A 17,371-nucleotide genomic window follows, 5' to 3' on the forward strand; every position below is an offset into this window, starting at 1 on the left:
TCACTGCCATCCCACGGCAGAAATTGGCTGGACGGGCGCCAGTCCGCCGCGGCACTTGAGAATACGCACTTGAGCCGGGCGAGCTTCGACTGCCAACCGCAATGCCGCTGGCGAGGGGTTTACCGCTTCGCGCAAAGAGCGATAGGCGAAGGCCAGTGTCTGACCGGTCTCAGCGGCCACCTGCAGGCGACGCAAGGCGCGGTCATCGGCCTGCTGTGGCCAGCACAGCACCGCACCGCAACTGCCTGAACGCAAACACTGTTCCGCCGCCCATAAGGCGTCGCGTCCGTGCGCCTGAACGAGACTGAGTTGGCGCAGGTCGACCCCGGCAGCGAGCCAGGCATGAGGGAAGGGCAGGTGAGGCGGGGCGACCAGTACTACCCGTTCGCCGGCACTGGTCAACCGTGCAAGGGTGGGCCAGAGCAGACGCAGTTCGCCGATGCCGGTGGTGGCGATCAGCAGCTCGCTCAGTGCAGAGTCCGGCCAGCCGCTTCCGGGCAAGGCAGCGTCCAGGGTGGGATGGCCGGTCGGCTGGTTACTGGTCGAGACGATGCTTGGCTGGCCGCGCCATAGCTGGCGCGCATTGAGCAATCGATCAAGGGAGACAACGGAAGACATGATGAACAGCAAATCCAGAATACTGTATATGGATACAGTATTCTGCTTTGCCCGAACGCGGGTCAAGTCGATGTGATGAACGTCATCGACTCAAGGTCTATACGGCCCAGCTCACATCAGAGCGTTTAGCGTCCCTATCAAACCCAGTGCAGCGCCCATGGGTACTGCCATGCGCTCACGCCAGGCGAGCATCAGGCCTACCAACACCCCGGCGCACATCAGTTGCCCCAGGCAGACCACCAGACCGATGGCCCATCCCAGCGCTGCGATATCCAGCAGGACGATGGCAACCAGCAATCCGCCTGCCAACAGGCGCAGCCCACGTTGCTGAAGGAGGCTCGGCGCGCGATTGAACAGTTGACGATGGTGGCGAGGCATCGCCAGGCACAGCGCAAGCATGCCGATGTAAGCCAAGGCAAAAGCAAGTAGCGTCATGGCGAAACCTCCTGCATGCGCCGCTCACGTGCCGGTCGCGTCTCTGGCCGGGCGAGGGCTCGCCAGGCGCACACCAACCCGACGGCAAGCAATACCAGGTCGATGCCGAAGAGCGTCATATCGCCTCGCGTCAGGCTCGCAACAAGGTGTCCTTGCGGAGCCACGATGGCATTCAGCGCGGGCAGGCCGAGGGCGAGAATCGCTAGCGCGGCGAACAACTGACGGCTCAATCGTGCCGGCTGGCCGTGTCCGATGCAGGCGAAAACTGCCACCGCCAACCAGCTCAAAGCGAAGCACCAGCCTTCGATTGCCGCTCGGTCGGGCAGGGTGTCTGGTAACAGACGATTGGCCCAGAGCAGTGTCAGCGATGCGATGGGCAGTCCGAAAAAGACCGCGCCGTTGAGCGCGCGTACCACCTGTATCCCCTTCGACTGCCGAGCTTCACGCTTGCGTAGCCAGACTGCTGAACCTGCGATCAGCATTGCGCAGCCGGCCAGCCCCATCAGGCCATAGAACAGCCGAACGATCTGCCCGCCAAATTGAGCCATGTGCAAACCGACGAGCCACATATAGGCCTCGTAAGTGGCAGGTGCCTGTTGCTGGTGGAGCATCTCGCCAGTGGTCGCGTCGTAATTCAAAGTGTCCTGTGGCGAGCCGATGCGTGAAGGGTTAAGCCGACGAATGCTGACCACTGCCGAGGCGTCGAAAGGGTGCTCTACGATCAACCAGCCCGGCTCGCCGCCATTCCAGCGCTGACGGGCATCGTTGATCAAACCGTCCAGGGAGGTGAGTTCACCTGCAGGCTTGTCCATCTCATTACGGTGATAACCGCCCTGGACCTCCTCGAAGAAGGCCAGCGGATCACTGTCATAGGCCACCATTGCTCCGGCCGGCATGTAGGTCGCGACAAAAATGGCGACGCCCGTGTAGGCCAGCACCAGATGGAAGGGCAGGCCGATCACCCCAAACAGATTGTGCGCGTCGAGCCAGGCACGTTGACCGTTGGCTTGCGGCCTGAGGGTAAAGAAATCCTTGAATATCCGCCGGTGAACGATGATCCCGGACACCAACGCGACCAGCATGAACATGCCGGCCAGGCCGACGATATACATGCCGATCGTGCCCGCCTGCAGGTTGTAGTGCAGGGTGAAGAAGAACTCACCACCGAGGGTGTCCGGCATGGGTTTGCCAGTGGCGGGATCGAAGACGGCACGCCCGCGTTCGCCCGTACCATCTTTCTCCCAGCCCAGCTTCCAATAAGGCTCGCGCTCGGTAGGACCATGGAGCCAGTAAGCATGCAGGGGACCTTCGACGTTGGCATTCAGCCACTGCCTGACGTTATCCGCCTCGATGCTGCTGGTTGTGGGCACGTGCAGGGCCGGGCGCATCCAGCGTTCGAGCTCCTTGTCGAAACAGGCCAGCGTGCCCGCGAACAGAATCACGAACAGTAACCAGCTGGGCAGCAGTCCGCCCCAGGTATGCAGCCCCGCCATCGATTGACGTAAGGTCACGGTCGGCTCCTCCATTCAACAGGCAGATAGGCAGCCAGGCAGAGCAGGACTGTCAGCGCACCCAGCCACAGCCAGGCCCGCAAGGCGCTGCGGGCCGCAAAGGTATAGATGACGGCAGCTACCCAGACGGCAAAACACAGCAGACTGGCCGTAACCACTCGATCCGCTCGCGCCAAGGGCAGGTAGACGGACAGGAAGGCGGTAAAGCCGAATGCCAGCGCATAGCCGCCGAACAAAGCGGCCGTGATGCGTCCGGCCAGATCCAATGGGAGGGGGGGGTAACGCTTCATGACATGGTCTATCCGCGGATGGTAGACGTGCATGTTAATGCGAATCCGTTTGATTTGTAATAACTATGGGGAAAGCAGCCTGACGCTGCGATCTGGTTGGAGCATCGTGTCCGGTCAATGGCCGCTATCCGTCTTTGCTTGTGCTAGCAAAATCAGTCGATTAGGATTCGCGCCGGGTAAACGGTGCAAGGCGAGTACTCGGTTCGCCGTCCCAATCTATTGAAGCGAAGAAGCCCGGCCTGAAAGCGACCGGGCTTCTTTGTTTTTCGACCTTGATCCAGCGCTAGATCGCTCGTCCAGGTCGCTGCTAATCAAAAGAGGTATGTCATGCGCGAACGTTTGTTGGCCGCGGAAAAGGTAAAGGCCATCGAATGGCAGGGCGGACAGCTGCGTTTGCTTGACCAGCGCAAGCTGCCGCTGGAAGAGCTGTGGCATACCTATGATTCTGCTGCAGCAGTCGCTACGGCGATCCGCGAGATGGTCGTGCGTGGCGCGCCCGCCATCGGCATCAGTGCTGCATACGGGCTGGCCATGGGGCTCAGAGCCCGACTCGCCGAAGGTGGGGACTGGCGCGCGGCACTCGAATCCGATTTCGAAATACTGGCTGCCTCGCGTCCGACCGCCGTCAATTTGTTCTGGGCGCTGAATCAAATGCGTGAGCGCCTCGACCGCTTGAAGCCTGGCGAGGATCCATTGACCGCTGCCGAGGCTCAGGCGGCGTCCATTCATGCCAGTGATCGTGAAGCCAATCTGACCATGGCGCAGTTCGGCGTCGACCTGATCCGCAAGCACCAGGGCAATCCACAGAACCTGCTGACTCATTGCAATACCGGTGCGCTCGCGACCGGTGGCTTCGGTACTGCACTTGGCGTGATTCGTGGCGCGCACCTGGAAGGGCTTGTCGAGTGTGTCTACGCCGATGAAACCCGTCCCTGGCTGCAAGGCTCTCGGCTGACGGCCTGGGAGTTGGCCGGCGAGGGCGTGCCGGTCATGCTGAACGCTGACTCGGCGGCGGCGCACCTGATGAAGACGCGCGGCATCACCTGGGTCATTGTCGGTGCCGATCGGATCACCGCCAATGGTGACGTCGCCAACAAGATCGGGACCTATCAGCTTGCTGTGCTGGCCATGCACCATGGCGTACGGTTCATGGTGGTGGCGTCCAGTGCGACTATCGATATGGGGCTGGAGTCAGGTGATGACATTCCCATCGAGGAGCGCGCCGGGCATGAGCTGCTGGAGGTCAACGGTCAGCGGTTTGCGGCGGATGTCGACGTCTTTAATCCGGTGTTCGATGTCACCCCTGCCGACCTGATCGATGCCATCGTCACGGAGAAAGGCATCGTCGAACGGCCCAATGCAGCCAAGCTCGCCGCGCTGATGAGCCGCAAGCGGCTCCACTGAATTTGGCAATGCATATCCCGGACATATCTTCCAGGATGTGCATCCTGGAGCCTGTGGCTCCCCAGCTGTGATACCATTCCGCGCTTAATCGCAGGACCCTGCTGACTACAAGGAACCAGGCTTCCATGGGCGAACTGGCCAAAGAAATCCTCCCGGTCAATATCGAAGACGAACTCAAGCAGTCCTACCTCGACTACGCCATGAGCGTGATCGTCGGTCGTGCGCTGCCGGATGCGCGCGACGGATTGAAGCCTGTGCATCGCCGTGTGCTTTTTGCCATGAGCGAGCTGGGCAACGACTGGAACAAGCCGTACAAGAAATCCGCCCGTGTGGTCGGTGACGTGATCGGTAAATACCACCCCCACGGTGACTCGGCGGTTTACGACACCATCGTGCGGATGGCGCAGCCTTTCTCGCTGCGTTACATGCTGGTCGATGGCCAGGGCAACTTCGGTTCGGTGGACGGTGACAATGCAGCCGCCATGCGATACACCGAAGTGCGGATGGCCAAGCTGGCTCACGAGCTGCTGGCGGACCTGGACAAGGAAACCGTCGACTGGGTGCCCAACTACGACGGCACCGAGCAGATCCCGGCAGTCATGCCGACCAAGATTCCGAACCTGCTGGTCAACGGTTCCAGTGGTATTGCCGTCGGTATGGCGACCAATATCCCGCCGCACAACCTCAGTGAAGTCATCGATGGTTGCCTGGCACTGATCGAAAACGCCGACATCACCATCGATGAACTCATGCAGTTCATTCCGGGGCCGGACTTCCCAACCGCGGGCATCATCAACGGCCGTGCAGGCATCGTCGAGGCCTACCGCACCGGTCGCGGGCGCATCTATATGCGTGCCCGCTCGATCATCGAAGACATCGACAAGGTCGGTGGCCGTCAGCAGATCGTCATCACCGAGTTGCCTTATCAGCTGAACAAGGCACGACTGATCGAGAAGATCGCCGAGCTGGTCAAGGAAAAGAAGCTCGAAGGCATCACCGAGCTACGCGACGAGTCCGACAAGGACGGTATGCGCGTGGTCATCGAGCTGCGCCGTGGTGAGGTGCCTGAGGTCGTACTAAACAACCTCTACGCCCAGACCCAGCTGCAGAGCGTGTTCGGCATCAACGTGGTGGCTCTCATCGACGGCCAGCCACGTACCTTGAACCTCAAGGAGCTGCTCGAAGCCTTCGTTCGCCATCGCCGCGAAGTCGTCACCCGTCGGACCGTTTACGAGCTGCGCAAGGCGCGTGAACGTGGACATATTCTCGAGGGGCAGGCTGTAGCGCTGTCCAACATCGATCCCGTGATTGCGCTGATCAAGGCCTCGCCGACGCCAGCCGAAGCCAAGGAAGCGCTGATTGCCGAAGCCTGGGAATCCAGCGCTGTCGAATCGATGGTCGAGCGCGCCGGTGCCGACTCCTGCCGCCCGGAAGGCCTCGATCCGCAGTACGGTCTACGCGACGGCAAGTACTACCTGTCACCAGAACAGGCGCAGGCCATTCTTGATCTGCGCTTGCATCGCCTGACTGGCCTTGAGCATGAAAAGCTGCTCAGCGAGTACCAGGAGATTCTGACTCAGATTGGCGAGCTGATCCGGATCCTGACCAACCCGGTACGTCTGATGGAGGTCATCCGCGAGGAGCTCGAAGGCGTCAAGCGGGACTTTGGCGACAAGCGCCGCACCGAGATCCTCGATGTGCGCCTGGACCTGACGCTGGCCGACCTGATCACCGAAGAAGAGCGTGTCGTCACTATCTCCCATGGTGGCTATGCCAAATCACAGCCGCTGGCTGCCTACCAGGCGCAGCGTCGCGGTGGTCGTGGCAAGGCCGCGACCGGGGTCAAGGAAGAGGACTACGTCGAGCATCTGCTGGTCGCCAACAGCCACACCACGCTGCTGCTGTTCTCCAGCAAGGGCAAGGTGTACTGGCTCAAGACCTATGAGATTCCTGAGGCGTCACGCACATCGCGCGGTCGTCCGCTGGTGAACTTGCTGCCGCTGACCGAGGGCGAGCATATAACCGCGATGCTGCAGGTCGATATCGAGGCGGCACGTCAGCAACAGCTGAACGGTGACGAGGATATCGAGGACGCCGAAATCATCAGCGAAAGCGATGATGTCGAAGAGGCAATCGAGGGTGACGAGACCGATGACTCGGTGGATGAGCCTACTGGTACCTACATCTTCATGGCGACTGCGAAGGGCACCGTGAAGAAGACGCCGCTATCGCAATTCAGCCGCCCGCGTAGCGTGGGTCTGATCGCACTGGGCCTGGAGGAGGGTGACACTCTCATTGCGGCCGCCGTAACCGACGGTGCGCGCGAGGTGATGCTGTTCTCCGACGGCGGCAAAGTTATCCGGTTCAAGGAAAAGCACGTCCGTACCATGGGTCGTACCGCCCGCGGTGTACGCGGCATGCGCCTACCTGAAGGTCAGCGTCTGATTTCGATGCTGATCCCCGAGCCGGATGCCCAGATCCTAACGGCGAGCCTGAACGGCTATGGTAAGCGCACCGTCTTGGCTGAGTTCCCGCGTCGCGGCCGTGGCGGCCAGGGCGTAATCGCCATGGTTTCGAACGAGCGTAACGGGCCGCTGGTTGGTGCCGTCCAGGTGCAGCCAGGCGAGGAAATCATGCTGATTTCCGATCAGGGCACCCTGGTGCGTACCCGTGTCGACGAGGTGTCGTCGCTGGGACGCAATACGCAGGGTGTCACCCTGATCAAGCTAGGCAAGAATGAACACCTTGTCGGTCTTGAGCGGGTACAAGAACCCTCTGAGGAAGACGTTCTGGAAGACATCGAGGCGGTAATCGATGAGGATGCGCTGGATAAGGAAATGCCAGTAGTCAGCACCGAGCCAAGCGAAGATGATTTGCTGGGTGGCGGCGGTGACGTTCCGCCAGATGTAGTGCCCACCGACGACGAGGGCTAATCAAACGACGGCGCAGCCTCCTAGGCTCGCCGTCGTTTCGTTGTATGCCTCTCTGCAGTTAAGGAATAGCGAGCACCCATGCGGGCCCTCGGGTCCGGATGGAGCGAGCAAGGTATCGACCGTTTTTGAGAGAACGAAGATGAGCAAACGCGCGTTCAATTTCTGCGCTGGCCCGGCCGCGCTCCCTGAGGCCGTATTGCAACGCGCCCAGGCCGAACTCCTTGACTGGCAAGGTCGAGGCCTGTCGGTGATGGAGATGAGCCATCGCAGTGACGAGTACACGGCGATCGCCGAGAAGGCTGAGCAGGATCTACGCGACCTGCTGAGCATTCCTTCGAACTACAAGGTGCTGTTCCTGCAGGGGGGCGCCAGCCAGCAGTTTGCTGAGATTCCGTTGAATTTGCTGCCAGAAGACGGTGTCGCCGATTACATCGATACCGGCATTTGGTCGCGCAAGAGCATCGAAGAAGCCAAGCGTTACGGCCACGTCAACGTAGCCGCGAGCGCCAAGCCATACGACTATTTCGCGATTCCCGGCCAGAATGAGTGGAAGCTCAGCGCTGACGCGGCATACCTGCATTACGCCAGTAACGAAACCATTGGCGGTTTGCAATTCGACTGGGTGCCTGAGGTCGGCGATACCCCGCTTGTCGTCGATATGTCATCGGACATTCTTTCTCGCAAACTGGACGTATCCCGCTTCGGCCTGATCTATGCCGGCGCGCAAAAGAACATCGGCCCGTCGGGACTTGTGGTGGTTATCATTCGGGAGGACTTGCTAGGTCGTGCGCGCTCAAGCTGTCCGACGATGCTCAACTACAAAGTCGCTGCCGATAACGGATCCATGTACAACACGCCTGCAACTTTTTCCTGGTACCTCTCGGGCCTGGTGTTCGAGTGGCTGAAGGAGCAGGGCGGCGTCGAGGCCATGGAGCAGCGCAACCGCGCTAAGAAGGATCTGCTCTACGGCGTCATCGATTCCAGCGATTTCTATTCGAATCCGATCGCCACCAACGCTCGCTCTTGGATGAACGTACCGTTCAGGCTCGCCGACGAGCAGCTGGACAAGACATTCCTCGCCGGTGCCGATGCGCGCGGCCTGCTCAACCTCAAAGGTCACCGTTCGGTGGGCGGCATGCGTGCCTCCATCTATAACGCAGTCGGCCTGGATGCGGTCGAGGCACTGGTCGCCTACATGCGCGAGTTCGAGAAGGAGCACGGCTGATGAGCGATGTCGACCGGCTGAAGGCGCTGCGTGTACGCATCGACAGTCTCGACGAGAAAATTCTCGAGCTGATCAGCGAGCGGGCTCGCTGCGCTCAGGATGTGGCTCGGGTTAAGACCGCTGCGCTGGCAGAAGGTGAGGAGGCGGTGTTCTATCGCCCCGAGCGTGAAGCCTGGGTGCTCAAGCACATCATGGAGTTGAACAAGGGGCCGCTGGACAACGAGGAAATGGCGCGTTTGTTCCGCGAAATCATGTCGTCCTGTCTGGCGCTCGAGCAACCGCTGCGGGTCGCCTACCTCGGGCCGGAGGGCACCTTCTCCCAAGCCGCGGCGCTCAAGCATTTTGGTCAGGCTGTGATCAGCAAACCGATGGCCGCGATCGACGAAGTGTTCCGTGAAGTAGTCGCCGGTGCGGTCAATTTCGGCGTAGTGCCCGTGGAGAACTCCACCGAGGGCGCGGTCAACCACACGCTGGACAGCTTTCTTGAGCATGACATCGTCATCTGTGGCGAAGTCGAGCTGCGCATTCACCATCACTTGCTGGTTGGCGAAACGACCAAGACTGATCGCATCACCCGTATCTATTCTCACGCACAGTCGCTGGCGCAGTGTCGCAAATGGCTCGATGCGCACTACCCGAACGTCGAGCGCGTGGCGGTTTCCAGCAATGCCGACGCCGCCAAGCGGGTCAAAAGCGAGTGGAATTCCGCAGCCATAGCAGGTGACATGGCGGCTCAGTTGTACGGGCTGAGCAAGATTGCCGAGAAAATCGAGGACCGCCCGGACAACTCTACGCGTTTCCTTATCATCGGCAGTCAGGAAGTACCGCCTACCGGTGATGACAAGACCTCGATCATCGTCTCCATGCGCAACAAGCCGGGCGCGCTGCATGAGCTGTTGATGCCGTTCCACTCCAACGGTATCGATCTCACGCGGATCGAAACGCGGCCGTCGCGTAGCGGCAAATGGACTTATGTGTTCTTCATCGACTGCATCGGCCATCATCAGGATCCGTTGATCAAGGATGTCCTGGAGAAAATCGGCCGCGAAGCCGTGGCGCTGAAGGTGCTGGGTTCTTATCCGAAAGCGGTACTCTAAAAACAGCTGGCAGCGGCAAGCCATATGCCAGGCGCAATGGCTTTATCTTGCCGCAGGCCGCGTGAGCTTGAGGCTTAATGTATGAGCTGTGATTTCCTCGCTTTGGCTCAGCCAGGCGTGCAAAAGCTGTCCCCCTATGTGCCGGGCAAGCCCGTGGATGAACTGGCGCGTGAGCTCGATCTCGATCCGGCGACCATCGTCAAGCTGGCCAGCAATGAGAATCCACTGGGTCCCAGTCCCAAGGCCATCGAGGCGATCAAAGCGCAGCTCGATGAGCTGACCCGTTACCCGGACGGCAACGGGTATATGCTCAAGAGCAAATTGGCTGAGCGATACGGTGTTGGTGTCGAGCAAGTGACGCTCGGTAACGGCTCTAACGATATTCTGGAACTGGTCGCGCGTGCCTATCTCGCGCCTGGCCTCAATGCGGTCTTCAGTGAGCACGCATTTGCGGTCTACCCGATCGCCACTCAGGCCGTTGGGGCGCAGGCGAAGCCGGTACCGGCCCGCCAATGGGGTCATGATCTCGACGCCATGCTAGCTGCCATCGACGACAATACTCGCGTCGTGTTTATCGCCAACCCAAACAACCCCACAGGCACCTGGTTTGGTTCCGATGCGCTGGCGCGCTTCCTCTCCGGTGTGCCTGAACAGGTTCTGGTGGTGCTGGATGAGGCCTATATCGAGTATGCCGAGGATGGCGAATTACCAGATGGCTTAAGCTTCCTGGGGGCACACCCCAACCTTCTAGTCTCGCGGACATTTTCCAAGGCGTACGGTTTGGCTGCGTTGCGTGTGGGTTATGCGATCAGTTCTCCGGTCATTGCCGATGTGCTGAATCGAGTGCGCCAGCCCTTCAATGTCAACAGCCTCGCGCTAGCGGCGGCTTGTGCCGCGCTTGATGATCAGGCTTATCTCATTGAGAGCCGGGCATGTAACTCCGCTGGCATGCGTCAGCTCGAAGCCGAGTTCAAGGCGATGGGGCTCGATTGGATCCCTTCGCGCGCAAATTTCATTGCCGTTGATTTTGGTCGCGATGCTGCCCCCATCAATCAATCCCTGCTGCGTGACGGTGTCATCGTGCGGCCGGTCGCTAGCTATGGGATGCCAACCTTTCTTCGGGTGTCCATTGGCACCGAAGCGGAGAATGCTCGCTTCCTCGAAGCGTTGCACAAGGCGCTCGGGCATTGAGCCGAACGCATACGTTGGCGGCGGGCACGCCGAAGATTGGTCGCCTGGCCGTTGTCGGCCTGGGCCTGATTGGTGGTTCGTTCGCCAAAGGGCTTCGTGAAGGCGGGTGCTGCACCGAGGTCATCGGATTCGATCTGGATCCAAGATCTCGTGAGCTTGCCGTCGATCTTGGCGTGGTGGATCGCTGCGCTGACAGCCTCGAGGAAGCCTGCCGGGATGCGGACGTCATTCAGCTGGCCGTCCCGATCCTGGCCATGGAGCGCCTGTTGGCAGAACTCGCAACACTCGACCTTGGGAATGCCGTGCTGACCGACGTCGGTAGCGCCAAGGGCAACGTGGTTCGCTGTGCCCGCGAACATTTCGGCCGGATGCCGCCGCGCTTTGTGCCTGGGCATCCGATAGCCGGCTCGGAACAGAGTGGCGTCACTGCTGCCCAAAGCACGCTTTTCCGCCGTCACAAAGTGATCCTGACGCCTTTGGAAGATACAGATCCGGCTGCGCTGGCGCTTGTAGACGGGCTGTGGCGTGCGCTGGGCGCCGATGTCGAGCATATGGACGTTCGGCATCATGACGAGGTGCTGGCTGCTACCAGTCATCTGCCGCATCTTTTGGCGTTTGGTCTGGTGGATTCGCTGGCAAAGCGCAACGAGAACCTGGAAATATTTCGCTACGCCGCGGGTGGATTTCGAGATTTCACGCGTATTGCGGGCAGCGATCCGGTGATGTGGCACGACATATTTCTCGCCAATCGCGAGGCGGTGCTGCATACCCTGGACGATTTTCGTACCGACCTCGACGCTTTGCGCGCCGCGGTCGATGAAGGAGACGGGCATACATTGTTGGGCGTGTTCACGCGCGCCAAGGCTGCCCGAGAACATTTCAGCAAAATACTGGCTCGCAGAGCCTATGTGGACGTTATGCATTCCAAAGATCTGATCTTCCTTGCCAATCCTGGCGGCAGCCTCAGCGGCCAACTTCGTGTGCCAGGTGACAAATCCATTTCCCATCGTTCGATCATGCTTGGCTCGCTTGCCGAAGGCACCACTGAGGTTGAAGGCTTTCTCGAGGGCGAGGATGCGCTTGCAACCATCCAGGCATTCCGCGACATGGGCGTGGTCATCGAGGGTCCGAATCAGGGGCGCGTGACGGTTCACGGTGTTGGCTTGCACGGCTTGAAGCCGCCGCCAGGACCGATCTACCTCGGTAATTCCGGAACCTCGATGCGCCTGCTGTCTGGTCTGCTGGCGGCGCAGCCATTCGACACGACGCTCACCGGTGACGCTTCGCTGTCCAAGCGCCCAATGAACCGTGTCGCCAATCCCTTACGCGAAATGGGTGCGGTGATCGAAACGGCCGCCGACGGCCGCCCGCCAATGACTATTCGCGGTGGTCAGAAGCTCTCTGGTATGCACTACGACATGCCGATGGCCAGTGCTCAGGTCAAATCCTGTCTGCTGCTCGCGGGCCTATATGCGGCCGACAAAACATCGGTCACGGAGCCTGCGCCGACACGAGATCACACCGAGCGGATGCTACAAGGCTTCGGTTATCCGGTGCAGGTCGAGGGCAACACCGCTACGGTCGAATCTGGTCATACGCTGCGCTCGACTCAGATCGAAGTGCCTGCCGATATTTCGTCCTCGGCTTTCTTCATGGTTGCAGCCAGCATCGCGCCTGGCTCCGATATCACGCTTGAGCACGTAGGGGTCAATCCGACCCGTACTGGCGTCATCGACATTCTCCGGCTGATGGGCGCCAACATCGAGTTGAGCAATCTTCGCGAAGTAGGTGGTGAGCCGGTTGCGGATATCCGAGTGCGTGCTGCGCAGCTCAAGGGGATCGATATCCCGGAAAACCTCGTGCCGTTGGCGATCGATGAATTCCCGGTCCTGTTCGTTGCGGCATCTTGCGCCGAAGGGCGAACCACGCTGCGCGGAGCTGAGGAGTTGAGGGTCAAGGAGTCTGATCGCATTCAGGTGATGGCCGATGGTCTGCAAGCGCTGGGCGTGAGTGCCACGCCTACAACGGATGGGATTATCATCGAAGGCAGCGGGGGCCTAGGGGGAGGCGAAGTCTGGGCGCACGGCGATCATCGTATCGCCATGTCCTTCAGCGTGGCCGCGCTTCGCGCCAGCGCGCCGATCCGAATTCACGACTGTGCCAACGTGGCCACTTCGTTCCCGAACTTCCTTGCACTGGCCGAGCGGGCGGGGATGCGGGTAGGTGTGGAGGGTAACTCATGATCAGGCAGGTCCCGGTCATCACCATCGACGGTCCGAGCGGTTCTGGAAAAGGCACGGTTGCGGCGTTGCTGGCGGCCAAGCTGGGGTGGAATTTTCTCGATTCCGGTGCGCTGTACCGTCTGCTCGCCTTCGCAGCACGCAACCATGGGGTTGATCTGACCAATGAAGAGGCGCTGAAGCTATTGGCGGCCCATCTGGATGTGCAGTTCGGTGCTGCCAAAGGTGGCGAGGGGATGCAGATCATCCTCGAAGGCGAGGACGTCACTCAGGCGATTCGCAACGAACAAGTTGGCGCCGGCGCGTCACAGGTCGCTGCACTACCGGTCGTACGTGAGGCACTGCTGCAGCGTCAGAAAGCGTTTCGTGAACCACCCGGGCTTGTTGCGGATGGTCGAGACATGGGCACGGTGGTGTTTCCGGACGCGCCGTTGAAGATCTATCTCACGGCCAGTGCAGAAGAACGGGCAAGGCGTCGTTACCTTCAGTTGAATAGCAAGGGTGATGATGTTAATCTCGCGAGTCTTCTCGATGAGATACGGGCGCGTGACGAGCGCGATACCCAACGTGACGTGGCGCCGCTGAAGCCAGCAGATGATGCGGTGCAGCTGGATTCCACAGATCTTTCCATCGAGCAGGTGCTAGGACAGATTCTGAGCGAAGTCGCCAATCGCGATTTTGCCTGAAGAGCGACCGCCGAGAGGCGGCCTGACGGTTTCTCGATAACGAGAGCTGTTAACAAGGAGGCATGTGGGAGACCAGATCTAGTCCCGCACGCCTTTTTTTATATGAATGAACCCACTTCTATCTGGGATGTGGAGATTGGGCGGATCCTCGTCCGAAAACAGCAGGAATAAACATGAGCGAAAGCTTTGCAGAACTTTTTGAAGAAAGCCTAAAAACCCTCGACATGCAGCCGGGTGCGATCATCACCGGCATCGTGGTCGACATCGACGGTGACTGGGTCACTGTTCATGCCGGTCTGAAGTCTGAGGGCGTCATCCCGGTCGAGCAGTTCTACAACGAGCAGGGCGAGCTGACCATCAGCGTGGGTGACGAAGTTCACGTTGCGCTGGACGCGGTTGAAGATGGCTTCGGTGAAACCAAGCTGTCCCGCGAAAAAGCCAAGCGTGCTGAGTGCTGGATTGTTCTGGAAGCGGCTTTCGCAGCTGAGGAAGTGGTCAAGGGCGTTATCAACGGTAAGGTTAAGGGCGGCTTCACTGTCGACGTTAACGGCATCCGTGCGTTCCTGCCAGGTTCCCTGGTTGATGTCCGTCCAGTGCGTGATACCACTCACCTGGAAGGCAAGGAACTCGAATTCAAGGTCATCAAGCTCGACCAGAAGCGCAACAACGTTGTCGTTTCCCGTCGTAGCGTCCTGGAAGCCGAAAACAGCGCCGAGCGTGAAGCTCTGCTGGAATCGCTGCAGGAAGGCCAGCAGGTCAAAGGTATCGTCAAGAACCTCACGGATTACGGCGCGTTCGTCGATCTGGGCGGCGTGGACGGTCTGTTGCACATCACCGATATGGCCTGGAAGCGCATCAAGCATCCGTCGGAAATCGTCAATGTTGGCGATGAGATCGACGTCAAGGTGCTGAAGTTCGACCGCGAGCGTAATCGCGTTTCCCTGGGTCTGAAGCAGCTGGGTGAAGACCCATGGGTTGCTATCAAGGCTCGTTACCCAGAGAACACCCGCGTCGTGGCCCGTGTCACCAACCTGACTGACTACGGCTGCTTCGCTGAGCTGGAAGAAGGCGTTGAAGGTCTGGTACACGTTTCCGAAATGGATTGGACCAACAAGAATATTCACCCGTCGAAGGTTGTACAAGTCGGCGACGAAGTGGAAGTCATGGTTCTGGACATCGACGAAGAGCGTCGTCGTATCTCTTTGGGCATCAAGCAGTGCAAGTCCAACCCATGGGAAGACTTCTCTGGCCAGTTCAACAAGGGCGACCGCATCTCCGGCACCATCAAGTCGATCACCGATTTCGGCATCTTCATTGGTCTGGACGGCGGCATCGACGGTCTGGTTCACCTCTCCGACATCTCCTGGAACGAAGCTGGCGAAGAAGCCGTGCGTCGCTTCAAGAAGGGCGACGAGCTGGACACCGTCATCCTGTCGGTTGATCCGGAGCGCGAGCGCATCTCCCTGGGCATCAAGCAGCTGGAAGACGATCCGTTCTCCAACTACGCCGCCGTCAATGACAAGGGCAGCATCGTTCGCGGCATCGTGAAAGAAGTTGACGCCAAAGGCGCCATCATCGATCTGGGCAACGATATCGAAGCCACACTGAAAGCCTCTGAAATCAGCCGTGACCGCATTGAAGATGCGCGTAACGTCCTGAAAGAAGGCGAAGAAGTCGAAGCCAAGATCATCAGCATCGACCGTAAGAGCCGCGTCATCAGCCTGTCCATCAAGTCGAAAGACGTTGAGGACGAGAAGGACGCGATGAAGGAACTGCGTACCAAGCAGGACGTAGAGCCAACTGCCGGTCCGACCACCATTGGTGATCTGATCCGCGCGCAGATGGAAAACCAGAACTAAGTTCTGCGATCCATTAAAAAAGGGCGACTTTCGGTCGCCCTTTTTTGTGTCTGTCCCGTCCTGATCAAGAGTTACATATTCGCCTTGACCTTAGTTACCCCGTCCTGAGGAAGGTGTAGGGCTTCGATCTATTATGGATCTCCAGTAGCAAAGCGCCCACCAGTCGAGGTCGAGCTTTTCAATTTTTCAAGTTCGTACCGTGCCGGTTGCCAATGCCTGGTTAACCGCCAGCCAGCCATTCACCGCTTCTTCCCCAGCATGCTGGAAGGCCCGTTCGAGAAGACGCACCTGTTCGCGTCGCAATGCCTGCTCTAGCTTTGCACCCTCGGCAGTGAAGCGCAGCATGCGCTTGCGCTTGTCTTCGTCGGCCGTCCTGCTCTCCACCAGATGCATTTCAATCAGCTGGCGCAATGGCGTATTCAAGGCCTGCTTGCTAACCCCCAGGTAGCTGAGTAGCTCTTTAACGCTGAGGTCGGGGTAGCTTGCGATAAAAAACAGGATTCTGTGATGCACTCGGGACAGTCCGCGTCGGGCAAGCATCTCGTCCGGCTTGGCTGTAAACGCCTGATAGCCTAGGAAGAAGCTCTCCATGATCTGGCGCTGAACAGTGCTTTTTTTTAGGTCAGGCATATTGACGTATTTACGGTTGAGGGCGTAATTTCGGTCAAGTAGTTTGACTCATTTTTCTTATTCCTGCATCTGGTGCCCCATGGTCTTCTCCGAACGCATTGACCGCCTGAAAAGCTCGCTGATCCGTGAAATTCTTGCCGCTGCACAGCGTCCTGAGGTGATGTCTTTCGCTGGTGGACTGCCTGCTGAATCCATGCTGCCGAAGGTCGACTGGGCGCCCATGCCGGCGAGCCTGGGTCAGTACGGGATGAGCGAAGGGGAGCCCGCACTGCGCGAGGCCATCGCGGAGGAAGCCCGAGCAATCGGTGTTTCTTGCTCGGCCAGTCAAGTGCTGATCGTCAGCGGTTCCCAGCAGACCCTGGACCTCGCATCCAAGCTGTTCATCGATCGGGGCACCGAGGTGCTGCTCGAGGCGCCGACTTATCTAGCCGCCCTGCAGGCTTTTCAGTTGTTCGGCGCCGACTGTCTGGCGGTGCCACAGGAGTCCGATGGGCCATCGCTGGTCGCGCTGCGTCGGCGGCTGGAACAGCACAAGCCGGCCTTTGCCTACCTTATCCCAACGTTCCAGAATCCTTCGGCGGTCCGTTATAGCGAGGAAAAGCGTGATGCGGTAGCCGCGCTGCTTGACGAGTTCGGCGTGACCCTGATTGAAGATGAACCCTACCGCGAACTGGTATTCGACGAAGGGCGTGCTCGCCCAATCGTTAGCCGCTTGCGCAACGCAAGCTGGATCTACACCGGGACAGTTTCCAAGACCCTGCTTCCAGGGCTACGTGTCGGGTATCTGATCGCAACACCGGACCTGTTCCCTTATCTGTTACGCCTGAAGCAGTCAGCCGACCTGCATACCAATCGCGTTGGTCAGTGGCAGGCGCTTCAGTGGCTCGGCAGCGAGCAGTATCGGTTGCATCTGGGTGAGCTGCGCAGTTTCTACCGCCTGCGCCGTGATGCGATGCAGGCTGCGTTGGATGATCATTTCGCCGATCTCGCCGATTGGCAGGTGCCGCAGGGGGGGCTGTTCTTCTGGCTGCAGCTGAAACAACCGATCGACACCCGAACGCTGCTCGATTCCGCGTTGGCGCAGGATGTGGTGTTCATGCCTGGCGAGCCGTTCTTCGTCGACCCCGAGCAAAATCTCGGCTATCTGCGGCTCAACTTCAGTCATGTCGCGCCAGAGCGCCTTGATGAGGGTATTCGCCGCCTAGCGAGTGTGATACGCGAGGCGCTGGTGGTCGAGGCAGCATAGTTCAGA

At 59.5% G+C, this 17,371-nt stretch carries 14 protein-coding genes; 9 read left to right on the forward strand and 5 right to left on the reverse strand.

Features of this window, described 5'->3' with window-relative positions; genetic code table 11:
• The 4 genes from imuA to RT21_RS00200 all read right to left on the reverse strand — a co-directional run bounded on the left by imuA (nt 1) and on the right by RT21_RS00200 (nt 2,854).
• On the reverse strand, nt 1-618 hold the full coding sequence (gene imuA / locus RT21_RS00185) for a translesion DNA synthesis-associated protein ImuA (protein WP_046161425.1): 618 nt from the start codon (nt 616-618) through the stop codon (nt 1-3).
• Between the two features lie 111 nt (nt 619-729).
• Complete coding sequence (locus tag RT21_RS00190) at nt 730-1,053, reverse strand: DUF3325 domain-containing protein (protein WP_046161129.1); 324 nt, start codon at nt 1,051-1,053, stop codon at nt 730-732.
• Complete coding sequence (locus RT21_RS00195) at nt 1,050-2,564, reverse strand: PepSY-associated TM helix domain-containing protein (protein ID WP_046161130.1); 1,515 nt, start codon at nt 2,562-2,564, stop codon at nt 1,050-1,052. The genes RT21_RS00190 and RT21_RS00195 overlap by 4 nt, the downstream gene beginning before the upstream one ends.
• Complete coding sequence (locus tag RT21_RS00200) at nt 2,561-2,854, reverse strand: hypothetical protein (protein ID WP_045427867.1); 294 nt, start codon at nt 2,852-2,854, stop codon at nt 2,561-2,563. The genes RT21_RS00195 and RT21_RS00200 overlap by 4 nt, the downstream gene beginning before the upstream one ends.
• A gap of 327 nt (nt 2,855-3,181) precedes the next feature.
• On the opposite strand from RT21_RS00200, the gene mtnA reads away from it, so the two are divergent.
• The 8 genes from mtnA to rpsA all read left to right on the forward strand — a co-directional run bounded on the left by mtnA (nt 3,182) and on the right by rpsA (nt 15,489).
• Nucleotides 3,182-4,258 (forward strand): S-methyl-5-thioribose-1-phosphate isomerase, encoded by a 1,077-nt coding sequence (gene mtnA, locus RT21_RS00205; protein ID WP_046161131.1) that lies wholly within the window; start codon nt 3,182-3,184, stop codon nt 4,256-4,258.
• 125 nt (nt 4,259-4,383) lie between these two features.
• Nucleotides 4,384-7,191 (forward strand): DNA gyrase subunit A, encoded by a 2,808-nt coding sequence (gene gyrA, locus RT21_RS00210; RefSeq protein WP_045427861.1) that lies wholly within the window; start codon nt 4,384-4,386, stop codon nt 7,189-7,191.
• A 139-nt stretch (nt 7,192-7,330) separates the two neighbouring features.
• Nucleotides 7,331-8,416: a 3-phosphoserine/phosphohydroxythreonine transaminase gene (gene serC, locus RT21_RS00215; protein WP_046161132.1), complete on the forward strand. Its 1,086-nt coding sequence runs from the start codon at nt 7,331-7,333 to the stop codon at nt 8,414-8,416.
• Nucleotides 8,416-9,513, forward strand: coding sequence for a prephenate dehydratase (gene pheA, locus RT21_RS00220; RefSeq protein WP_045427855.1), 1,098 nt, complete (start codon nt 8,416-8,418; stop codon nt 9,511-9,513). Before serC ends, pheA begins: the two co-directional genes overlap by 1 nt.
• A gap of 81 nt (nt 9,514-9,594) precedes the next feature.
• On the forward strand, nt 9,595-10,704 hold the full coding sequence (gene hisC, locus RT21_RS00225) for a histidinol-phosphate transaminase (protein WP_045427853.1): 1,110 nt from the start codon (nt 9,595-9,597) through the stop codon (nt 10,702-10,704).
• Nucleotides 10,701-12,947: a bifunctional prephenate dehydrogenase/3-phosphoshikimate 1-carboxyvinyltransferase gene (locus RT21_RS00230; protein ID WP_045427851.1), complete on the forward strand. Its 2,247-nt coding sequence runs from the start codon at nt 10,701-10,703 to the stop codon at nt 12,945-12,947. The genes hisC and RT21_RS00230 overlap by 4 nt, the downstream gene beginning before the upstream one ends.
• A complete protein-coding gene (gene cmk / locus RT21_RS00235) occupies nt 12,944-13,630 on the forward strand; it encodes a (d)CMP kinase (protein WP_046161133.1) in 687 nt (228 codons plus the stop codon). The genes RT21_RS00230 and cmk overlap by 4 nt, the downstream gene beginning before the upstream one ends.
• Nucleotides 13,631-13,803: 173 nt before the next feature.
• Entirely contained in the window at nt 13,804-15,489 is a 1,686-nt protein-coding gene (gene rpsA, locus RT21_RS00240) for a 30S ribosomal protein S1 (protein WP_045427846.1), read from the forward strand.
• 186 nt (nt 15,490-15,675) lie between these two features.
• Here the strand turns inward: rpsA and RT21_RS00245 are convergent, their stop codons facing one another.
• Complete coding sequence (locus RT21_RS00245; RefSeq protein ID WP_045427844.1) at nt 15,676-16,119, reverse strand: MarR family winged helix-turn-helix transcriptional regulator; 444 nt, start codon at nt 16,117-16,119, stop codon at nt 15,676-15,678.
• Between the two features lie 79 nt (nt 16,120-16,198).
• On the opposite strand from RT21_RS00245, the gene RT21_RS00250 reads away from it, so the two are divergent.
• Nucleotides 16,199-17,365, forward strand: coding sequence for an aminotransferase-like domain-containing protein (locus RT21_RS00250; RefSeq protein ID WP_046161134.1), 1,167 nt, complete (start codon nt 16,199-16,201; stop codon nt 17,363-17,365).
• Nucleotides 17,366-17,371 lie beyond the last annotated feature (6 nt).

The organism is Pseudomonas sp. 10B238 (assembly GCF_000970615.1).
Classification (GTDB): Bacteria; Pseudomonadota; Gammaproteobacteria; order Pseudomonadales; family Pseudomonadaceae; genus Stutzerimonas.

Excerpts from the sequence above, each read along its gene's own strand:
- rpsA (WP_045427846.1), top strand. The coding sequence starts at position 13,804 with ATGAGCGAAAGCTTTGCAGAACTTTTTGAAGAAAGCCTAAAAACCCTC.
- serC (WP_046161132.1), top strand. The coding sequence starts at position 7,331 with ATGAGCAAACGCGCGTTCAATTTCTGCGCTGGCCCGGCCGCGCTCCCT.
- mtnA (WP_046161131.1), top strand. The coding sequence starts at position 3,182 with ATGCGCGAACGTTTGTTGGCCGCGGAAAAGGTAAAGGCCATCGAATGG.
- RT21_RS00200 (WP_045427867.1), bottom strand. The coding sequence starts at position 2,854 with ATGAAGCGTTACCCCCCCCTCCCATTGGATCTGGCCGGACGCATCACG.
- cmk (WP_046161133.1), top strand. The coding sequence starts at position 12,944 with ATGATCAGGCAGGTCCCGGTCATCACCATCGACGGTCCGAGCGGTTCT.
- RT21_RS00190 (WP_046161129.1), bottom strand. The coding sequence starts at position 1,053 with ATGACGCTACTTGCTTTTGCCTTGGCTTACATCGGCATGCTTGCGCTG.
- hisC (WP_045427853.1), top strand. The coding sequence starts at position 9,595 with ATGAGCTGTGATTTCCTCGCTTTGGCTCAGCCAGGCGTGCAAAAGCTG.
- gyrA (WP_045427861.1), top strand. The coding sequence starts at position 4,384 with ATGGGCGAACTGGCCAAAGAAATCCTCCCGGTCAATATCGAAGACGAA.
- imuA (WP_046161425.1), bottom strand. The coding sequence starts at position 618 with ATGTCTTCCGTTGTCTCCCTTGATCGATTGCTCAATGCGCGCCAGCTA.
- RT21_RS00245 (WP_045427844.1), bottom strand. The coding sequence starts at position 16,119 with ATGCCTGACCTAAAAAAAAGCACTGTTCAGCGCCAGATCATGGAGAGC.
- RT21_RS00250 (WP_046161134.1), top strand. The coding sequence starts at position 16,199 with ATGGTCTTCTCCGAACGCATTGACCGCCTGAAAAGCTCGCTGATCCGT.
- pheA (WP_045427855.1), top strand. The coding sequence starts at position 8,416 with ATGAGCGATGTCGACCGGCTGAAGGCGCTGCGTGTACGCATCGACAGT.